Here is a 7,404-nt window from a genome sequence, read left to right on the forward strand (position 1 = left end):
GCGGGGGCAGAGCCCCCTGCAACCGCGAGGTAAGCGATTGGATTGGCGTTTGCATTGAAAGCCTCCAAGCTACGTCGCCGTGTTTGATTGGAGTTGTGTTGCTTCAACAGATTGCTGTCCATCTTCGCGATTGATCCACAAAATAGAGCCCGGAAAATGTCCGGGCTCGTGGAGAGGTCATGCCTAAGGTGTCAGCCCGCTGCGCGCTTGTCGTCGGGGCGAAAGCCGATTTGGGTTGAGGCGATGAAACGACCGCCACCAGCCTTTTCGATCTTGCCGTCACGCAGCAACTGACCGAAGGAGCGCAGGCTTTCTTCGCGGTTGAACTCATCCTGTTTCAGGGAGCGCACCTTGTTCATCAACTGCGGGCGCGAGAATTGTTCCTGGCCTTCGATGAAGGACAGGTAGGAGGCTGCGGCCTCCAGCAGGTCAGACAGCGATTGCGCGCCCTGTTCCTGCGCAAAGTTGGCAAAGCCGCTTTCCTCTGGAGCAGTGTCCTGATCGGACTGGATGCGGCGGGGTGTGACTGGGCCGGTTTCCGTCTCGTCGGTGTCGATGCGTTGTTCGGCCACCAGTTTCAGCGGGGCTGCCGTGTCGGCGCGGGGGCGCATCGAGGTGACGTTGACCTCGGGTCGGCGGGGGCTGACGACCGAGGCCAGATCGCCGCGATATTCGGCATCCTCTGCAGGGCCATCCGCATGGGCTGCCTTTTCCGCCTCGGCGGCGGCCACGGCGGTGCGCAGATGCGAATAGGTTTCGCGCTGATCGCTGGCCTCGGGGTCGTCCATATGGGCGTCAGCCTCGTCCATCAGGCGCGAGACGTCCTGATCCAGATCACTATCGTCCGGCTCTGCACTTTCCGTGCGGCTGGTCAGTTCAGCCTCGACCAGAGAGATTTCTTCCAGAAGATCGGCCTCGTCCTCGGCGCTCAGCACGTTTTGCGCGGGCTCTTCGAAAGGCGTTTCAGTCGGAGCCTCATCGTCTTCGTCGAGAAGGTTCAGAATGTCATCAACATCGGACCCGACCTCTTCCTCGTCGGTGAACAGAACATCGTCCGAGGTGATCTCGGGCTGATCGTCCTGCGACTCTTCCGGTGCGATCGCGTGATCCCCGGTCAGGGCCAGGATTTCGTCCAGCGTATCGGCGTCCTGTTCAAAGGCGGACTCGATGGTCACCGCATCCTCGTCCAGTTCGACCGGTTCGATATGGGCAGGCTCGGCCTCGATCTCGGGCTCAAAGGCGGTGACCTCTTCGTGGACCGCTTCCGGTTCGGGGGCTTCGGCCTGAGGGGGGGCAACCGGCTCGGCCTGCGGTTCTTCCTCGCTCAGGTCTTCGGGGCTTAGCGCACCGGCGGCGAAGGCGGCTGAGATGGCGTCAACCGGGGCTTTGGCCGGTTCGATGTAACCGGTATCCACATCCTCGCCATATTGGGTGCCGCTTTCGTTGGAATGGGACACGACGGCGCGGATGCGTTGCAGCTTGGCCGCGATACTGTCGGCAGCGCCTTCCGGGGCCGGGGTCTGAACCGGCGCGGGTTGTGCTGCGGGGGCAGGGGGCGGTGTTTGTACGGGGGCGCTGGCCACAGGGGCTGCGGCGACCGAAGGTGCGTCATCCGTGGCGCGCAGCAGCAGGCCGCTGTCGCTCTGGCTGGCTTCGACCTTGCGTGCGATATCGCGCTGGGCGATGCGGGTCAGCATTTCAGCATCCGGCTGCGGCGGTTCAGAGCCGAAATACCGATCATCTGCCGCCAGATCACGGAAATATTCGGCAATGGCTTTCATCGTTTCGAATGAATCGTCAAAGCCTTCCAAAGTGCAGGAAAAGGTCCCGTAGGAAACGGTCAATACCTTGTTGTTCTGTACCATCAGACGCACGTCCTTTACAAACTACCAGGCCGAAAACCGAACTTGTCACTCGGCATCGACTCGCAACTGTGTCCATGAGTCTATCATTTTGTGGTCTCAATATGTCCAAAACCGGGAAAAATGGTCAATCTTATGAAAAAAGGGCCGATTGTAGAGGCTGAGGAGCCAATCGCGCTGTTTGGCGGTGGTTATATCGGGGATGAGGACACGAATCTGGTGCTGCGCCGTGTGAATCGCGTTGTGGCCGCGGATGGCGGTGCGGCGGCGCTGATCGATTCGGGGCATATGCCCGAGGCGGTGATCGGCGATTTCGACTCGCTTGCACCGGGATATCGCGCGCGCATTCCGGCTGAACGGTTGTTTCCGGTTCGCGAACAGGACAGTACCGATTTCGACAAGGCCCTGCGCCATATCGCGGCGCCGCTGGTCATCGGGGTCGGGTTTCTGGGGGCGCGGCTGGATCATCAACTGGCGGTGCTCAACGCCTTGGTCCGTTTGCAGGATCGGCCCTGCGTGCTGCTGGGCGCGCATGAGGTGATCTTTCACGCCCCGCCGCAGATCGCCTTTTCGGTCGAGGCGGGACAGACCGTGTCATTGTTTCCGCTCAGCCCCGTGACCGGGCGCAGCAAGGGCCTGGAATGGCCCATCGACGGGTTGGAACTGGCCCCGGACGGGCGGGTCGGGACATCGAACCGTGCGGTGTCAGAGGTTGAATTGCAGGTGGATGGGCCGGGTCTGCTGGTCATGGCCCCGCGCGCAGCACTTGATCCGGTCATACGGGCGTTTCTGTCGGGCCGGACCGGGCGTTGGCCCGCTCGTGCAGAATGACATAGAGACCGGCGGCCATGGTGATGACGATCCCCAGCGCGGCAATGCCATTGGGCAGATCGCGGAAGATCAGCCAGCCGATCAGCGTGGCCACGGGGATTTCCAGATATTGCATCGGTGCCAGCGTGGCCGAGGGCGCATAGCGCAGCGACCAGGTCATCAGCAGATGCGCCACGGTGCCCAGAATGCCGATGCCCAGCAGCAGCCACAGACCCTCTGCCGGAGGAATAACAAGCGCCAGTTCCGTAACCCCGGTCTGTGATCCAAAGATCAGCAGGGGCAGCAAAAACGCGGTTGCCATCACGCCAGAGACGGCTTGCAGACCAACCGGGTCGGTTTCCTTGGCAATCTGGCGGGTGACCAGCATGAACAGGGCAAAGACCACGGCCACGATCAGGGGCAGCAGGGCGGGCAGGCCGACCTGTGCAAAGCTGGGCTGGATCACCAGCAGCGTTCCGGTGAAGCCCACGATGCAGGCGATCACGCGACGCGGGCCGACCTGTTCACCCAGCACGTATTTGCCCAGCAGCAGCATGATGAAGGGCATCACGAAGGCAATCGCCACCGCATCGGCCAACGGCAGGTATTGCAGCGCGCTGAACATCGCGGTGATGCCGACGATATGCAGCCCCGTGCGCGCCACGGTCAGTCGCAGCACGCGCCCCTGCATCCGCCAGGCGCGGCCGGTCAGGGCAATCAGCGGGATCAGGATGACGCTCTGCACCGCGAATCGGACTGTTACCAGAACGCCCAGCGGCAGGGTCTCACCCAGCAGTTTTGCCATCGCATCGCCCAGCGGGGCGAGGATGCAAAAGCCAAGCATCAGAAGGATGCCAAGAACGGGTCGGTCCTGTGTCATGCGCGCGACGCTAGACTGTTGTGGCAGCGGTGGAAAGGGACCGTCCGGTCAGGCGTCGGGCAAAGGTTGGTACTTTGTATAATCCGGCCCGATGCAGCAGGGCAGGCCATCGTCCAGTTTCAGCCAGCTCAGCTTTTCCTCATATGCCACATGCAATGTGGGCTGCAACGCCTCGGGGTCCTCCAGCGCGGCCACATACAGGTGCATCACATCCGACATCGCGGTCGAGCGGAAGGACATCGGCGTGCCGCAGGTGGGGCAGAAACTGCGCTCGACCCCGGGGGAGGAGTTGAATATGCGCGGCTCGTCCCCCGTCCAGCGCCATTTCCCGTCGCGTATGCCGAAATAGGCCACCATCGGGGCGGAACATTGCCGTCGGCAACTTTCGCAATGGCAGGTGACGCAGGACAGGACCGGGGGATCGACCTCGAACCCGACCGCACCGCAGAAACAACGACCTTTCATCCGCCACCTTCCTTTCTGTCGCCCGCCGGGGTCAGCAGTTGGGCACGTTTACCGCCAATCCGCCCAGCGAGGTTTCCTTGTATTTCTCGTGCATATCATGCCCGGTCTGGCGCATGGTTTCGATCACCGCATCCAGCGGCACGAAATGCTGCCCGTCGCCGCGCAAGGCCAGCGAGGCCGCCGAGACCGCCTTGATCGCGCCCAGCCCGTTGCGTTCGATGCAGGGCACCTGCACCAGCCCGGCTACCGGGTCGCAGGTCATGCCCAGATGGTGTTCCAGCGCAATCTCCGCTGCGTTTTCCACCTGTTCCGGCGTGCCGCCCATCACCGCGCAAAGGCCCGCTGCGGCCATGGCCGCCGCACTGCCGACCTCGGCCTGACAGCCCGCCTCGGCGCCCGAGATCGAGGCGTTGAACTTGACCAGCCCGCCGATGGCGGCGGCGGTCAGCAGGAAATCCTCGACATGGCTCTCAGACGCGCCGGGCACGTGGTCGAGGTAATAGCGCAGCACTGCAGGCAGCACGCCTGCCGCGCCGTTGGTGGGGGCGGTGACAACCTGCCCTCCGGCGGCGTTTTCTTCGTTTACCGCCATGGCATAGACGCTCATCCAGTCGTTGATCGTATGCGGCGCGTTCAGGTTCATGCCGCGCTCGGCGATCAGCGCATCATGGATGCCCTTGGCGCGGCGGCGCACGCTCAGGCCGCCGGGCAGGATGCCGTCAGTGGACAGGCCGCGTTCGATACAGTCGTTCATCACCTGCCACAGCCGGGCCGAGCCCTTGGCGAAACTGTCGGCACAACCGCGCGAGATTTCATTGTCGCGCTTCATGGCGGCGATGGATTTGCCGCTGGCTTTGGCCATCTCCAGCATCTCGGCGGCGGATTTGAAGGGGAAGGGCACCGGCGCGCCTTCGTCCGTGGCTTTGCCCTCGGCCAGTTCCTCTTCGGTCAGGACGAAGCCGCCGCCGATCGAGTAATAGACCTGTCGCAGGATCACATCGCCCTGCGCGTCGGTGGCCATCAGGATCATCCCGTTGGCATGGCCGGGCAGGTTGTTGTCAAAGTCAAAGATCAGGTCGGCCTTGGGGTCGAATTGCAACGTGGGCAGACCCTCGGGCGTGACGGTATGGGTCTCGGCAATCGCGGCCAGCGCGGCCTCGGCCTTTTCATTGTCATAGGTGTCGGGCACGAATCCGGCCAGCCCCAGGATGGTGGCCCGGTCGGTGGCGTGGCCGACGCCGGTGAAGGCCAGCGAGCCATGCAGCGACCCGCGCAACCCCGCGAATTCGAAGGGCGAGGCGCGCATCAGGTCCAGAAACCGTGCGGCGGCGACCATCGGCCCCATGGTATGTGACGAGGACGGGCCGATGCCCACTTTGAACATATCGAAGACAGAGAGGAACATGTCAGATAGCTGAGCCTTCTGGAGGGTTGGCGGGAGAAGGGGATGTGAACGGCGTGGCCCCCAGACCTTCGGCGAGGGCGGCGGCGCGTGTGGCCGAGCGGGATTCCAGCCGCATCAGGATGTCTTGCAGATGGGGCGTGTCAGCCAGTTGGAACCAACTGCGATCGGATTGCTGTGGATAGACCGCCATCCAGCGCATCATGCAGGCCAGATACCAGGTCAGGACCGAGGGCTGATCGGGCGACAGCCATTCAGGTGCATTCTTCGCCTCCGTCTCCAGCAATTGCAGATGGTGGCGCAGCCGGGGTCGGATACCGGCCCGCAAGGTCTCGGCCTGCGCGGCGTCGATGTATTTCTCGGGGTAGAACAGCAGCCGCAGATCGGCGTGCAACGTGTTCGAGGCAAAGAACAGCCATTTCAGGAACGCCGCCCGCTCGGGGCTGTCGGCAGCGGGCGCCAGTTGCCCATGCCGATCGGCCAGCCATAGCAGGATGGCGGCGGTCTCGAATATCGGGCCCTGTGGCGTTTCCAGCACCGGGATCAGCCCGTTCGGGTTCAGCGTCCGATAGGCCACACCACTTTGTTCGTTCCGGCGGCGGTCCACCAGAACGGTTTCAAAAGGCAAGCCCATCTCTTCCAGCGCCAGCCGGATCACCAGCGAGGCGTTGTCGGGGGCGTAATGCAGGCGGTACGGCGAATCCATGGCCTCTATGTAAGGGGCCAAGGGGGTGAACGAAGCCTTGATTGCGACGTTTCCAATCGGAAACGCGCATTTCAGCGACATGTTTTCAGCGCTTTAACCAAGAGACGGGGCGATTTGCCCCTCGCAGTTCATCGGGGCATTCCGTATAACCCCCTCAAGAATTTGAGGGGGAGGCCGCCGTGACCGAAGAAATGTCACCCATCGAAACCGCCAAATACGTTGCCGCCCGTCGCGCGGCTGAATTTGTGCAGGACGGGATGCGTGTTGGGTTGGGCACCGGCTCGACCGCCGCATGGATGGTGCGCCGTCTGGGGGAACGGGTCCGCGATGACGGGTTGCGGATCAAAGGTGTTCCAACCTCGACCGCGACGGCGCAGCTGGCGCGTGAGGTGGGGATTGAGGTCGTCTCGCTGGATCAGGCGGGCTGGCTGGACCTGACCATTGACGGTGCGGATGAGTTTGATGGTGAATTCAACCTGATCAAGGGTGGCGGCGCGGCCCTGTTGCAGGAAAAGATCGTGGCGACGGCCAGCGACCAGATGATCGTGATCGCCGATGCTGGCAAAGAGGTCGAAACCCTGGGTGCCTTCCCGCTGCCGGTCGAGGTGATCCCGTTTGGCTGGCAAACCACCCGCACCCTGATCGAAGAGGCGCTGGATACGCTGGACGTGCTGGGCACCTCGGTCACCTTGCGGATGAACGGCGAAGTGCCGCGTGTCACCGATGAAAGCAATCATATCCTTGATCTGCACCTGAAACGCATCGGCAACGCCCGGCAACTGGCGCTGGTTCTCAATCAGATTCCCGGCGTGGTCGAGAACGGTTTGTTCATCGACATCTGCGACAAGGTCGTCATCGGCCATGGCGACGGGCGGGTGGAACTGCGCGACCTGAACGATGGCACGGTGGAAACTGACCAACCGGGTGAAAATGGTGAGAACCTGTTTTCGGACCTGACGGACTAAGGACAATGCCGGTGCAAGCATCGGCAAAACCCGGTTTTTTGGTCCAAAGGGGTTGGCAAGCGGCGTATTGCGCCCAGATACCCATAAAATTTCGATACGCTGAACAAAGGAACCCAGCATGAGCTTTGACTATGATCTGTTCGTCATCGGCGGAGGCTCGGGCGGGGTCCGTGCGGCACGTGTGGCGGCGGGTGAGAACGGGGCCAAGGTGGCGTTGGCGGAAGAGGATCGCTATGGCGGGACCTGCGTGATCCGGGGCTGCGTGCCGAAAAAGCTGATGGTGTTCGCCAGCGAGTTCTCGGGCATGGTCGGCG

8 protein-coding genes are annotated in these 7,404 nt (G+C 62.6%); 3 read left to right on the forward strand and 5 right to left on the reverse strand.

Annotated elements, in window-relative coordinates; translation table 11 throughout:
- Positions 1-191: 191 nt before the first annotated feature.
- Positions 192-1,865 (reverse strand): hypothetical protein, encoded by a 1,674-nt coding sequence (locus tag MPJ51_RS06420; protein ID WP_298383443.1) that lies wholly within the window; start codon positions 1,863-1,865, stop codon positions 192-194.
- Between the two features lie 132 nt (positions 1,866-1,997).
- Between MPJ51_RS06420 and MPJ51_RS06425 the strand changes: the two genes are divergently transcribed.
- The gene (locus MPJ51_RS06425) at positions 1,998-2,693 is read left to right on the forward strand and encodes a thiamine diphosphokinase (protein WP_298383446.1); all 696 of its coding nucleotides are present in this window, start codon (positions 1,998-2,000) and stop codon (positions 2,691-2,693) included.
- Here the strand turns inward: MPJ51_RS06425 and MPJ51_RS06430 are convergent.
- The 4 genes from MPJ51_RS06430 to MPJ51_RS06445 are packed head-to-tail and all read right to left on the reverse strand — an operon-like array spanning position 2,638 to position 6,125.
- On the reverse strand, positions 2,638-3,552 hold the full coding sequence (locus tag MPJ51_RS06430; protein WP_298383449.1) for a DMT family transporter: 915 nt from the start codon (positions 3,550-3,552) through the stop codon (positions 2,638-2,640). The two genes, MPJ51_RS06425 and MPJ51_RS06430, sit on opposite strands and share 56 nt — an antisense overlap.
- A 48-nt stretch (positions 3,553-3,600) precedes the next feature.
- Positions 3,601-4,017, reverse strand: coding sequence for a GFA family protein (locus MPJ51_RS06435; protein ID WP_298383452.1), 417 nt, complete (start codon positions 4,015-4,017; stop codon positions 3,601-3,603).
- A 31-nt stretch (positions 4,018-4,048) separates the two neighbouring features.
- Entirely contained in the window at positions 4,049-5,422 is a 1,374-nt protein-coding gene (locus MPJ51_RS06440; protein WP_298383456.1) for an L-serine ammonia-lyase, read from the reverse strand.
- A gap of 1 nt (position 5,423) precedes the next feature.
- Positions 5,424-6,125, reverse strand: coding sequence for a glutathione S-transferase family protein (locus MPJ51_RS06445; RefSeq protein ID WP_298383459.1), 702 nt, complete (start codon positions 6,123-6,125; stop codon positions 5,424-5,426).
- A 179-nt stretch (positions 6,126-6,304) separates the two neighbouring features.
- Between MPJ51_RS06445 and rpiA the strand changes: the two genes are divergently transcribed.
- Together rpiA and MPJ51_RS06455 are read left to right on the forward strand one after the other, a co-directional pair.
- Complete coding sequence (gene rpiA / locus MPJ51_RS06450; protein WP_298383462.1) at positions 6,305-7,090, forward strand: ribose-5-phosphate isomerase RpiA; 786 nt, start codon at positions 6,305-6,307, stop codon at positions 7,088-7,090.
- Between the two features lie 118 nt (positions 7,091-7,208).
- Positions 7,209-7,404 (forward strand): FAD-dependent oxidoreductase (locus tag MPJ51_RS06455; protein ID WP_298383464.1); only part of this gene is annotated, 196 nt, incomplete at its 3' end.

Source organism: Ruegeria sp. (assembly GCF_028066395.1).
Lineage (GTDB): Bacteria > Pseudomonadota > Alphaproteobacteria > Rhodobacterales > Rhodobacteraceae > Ruegeria.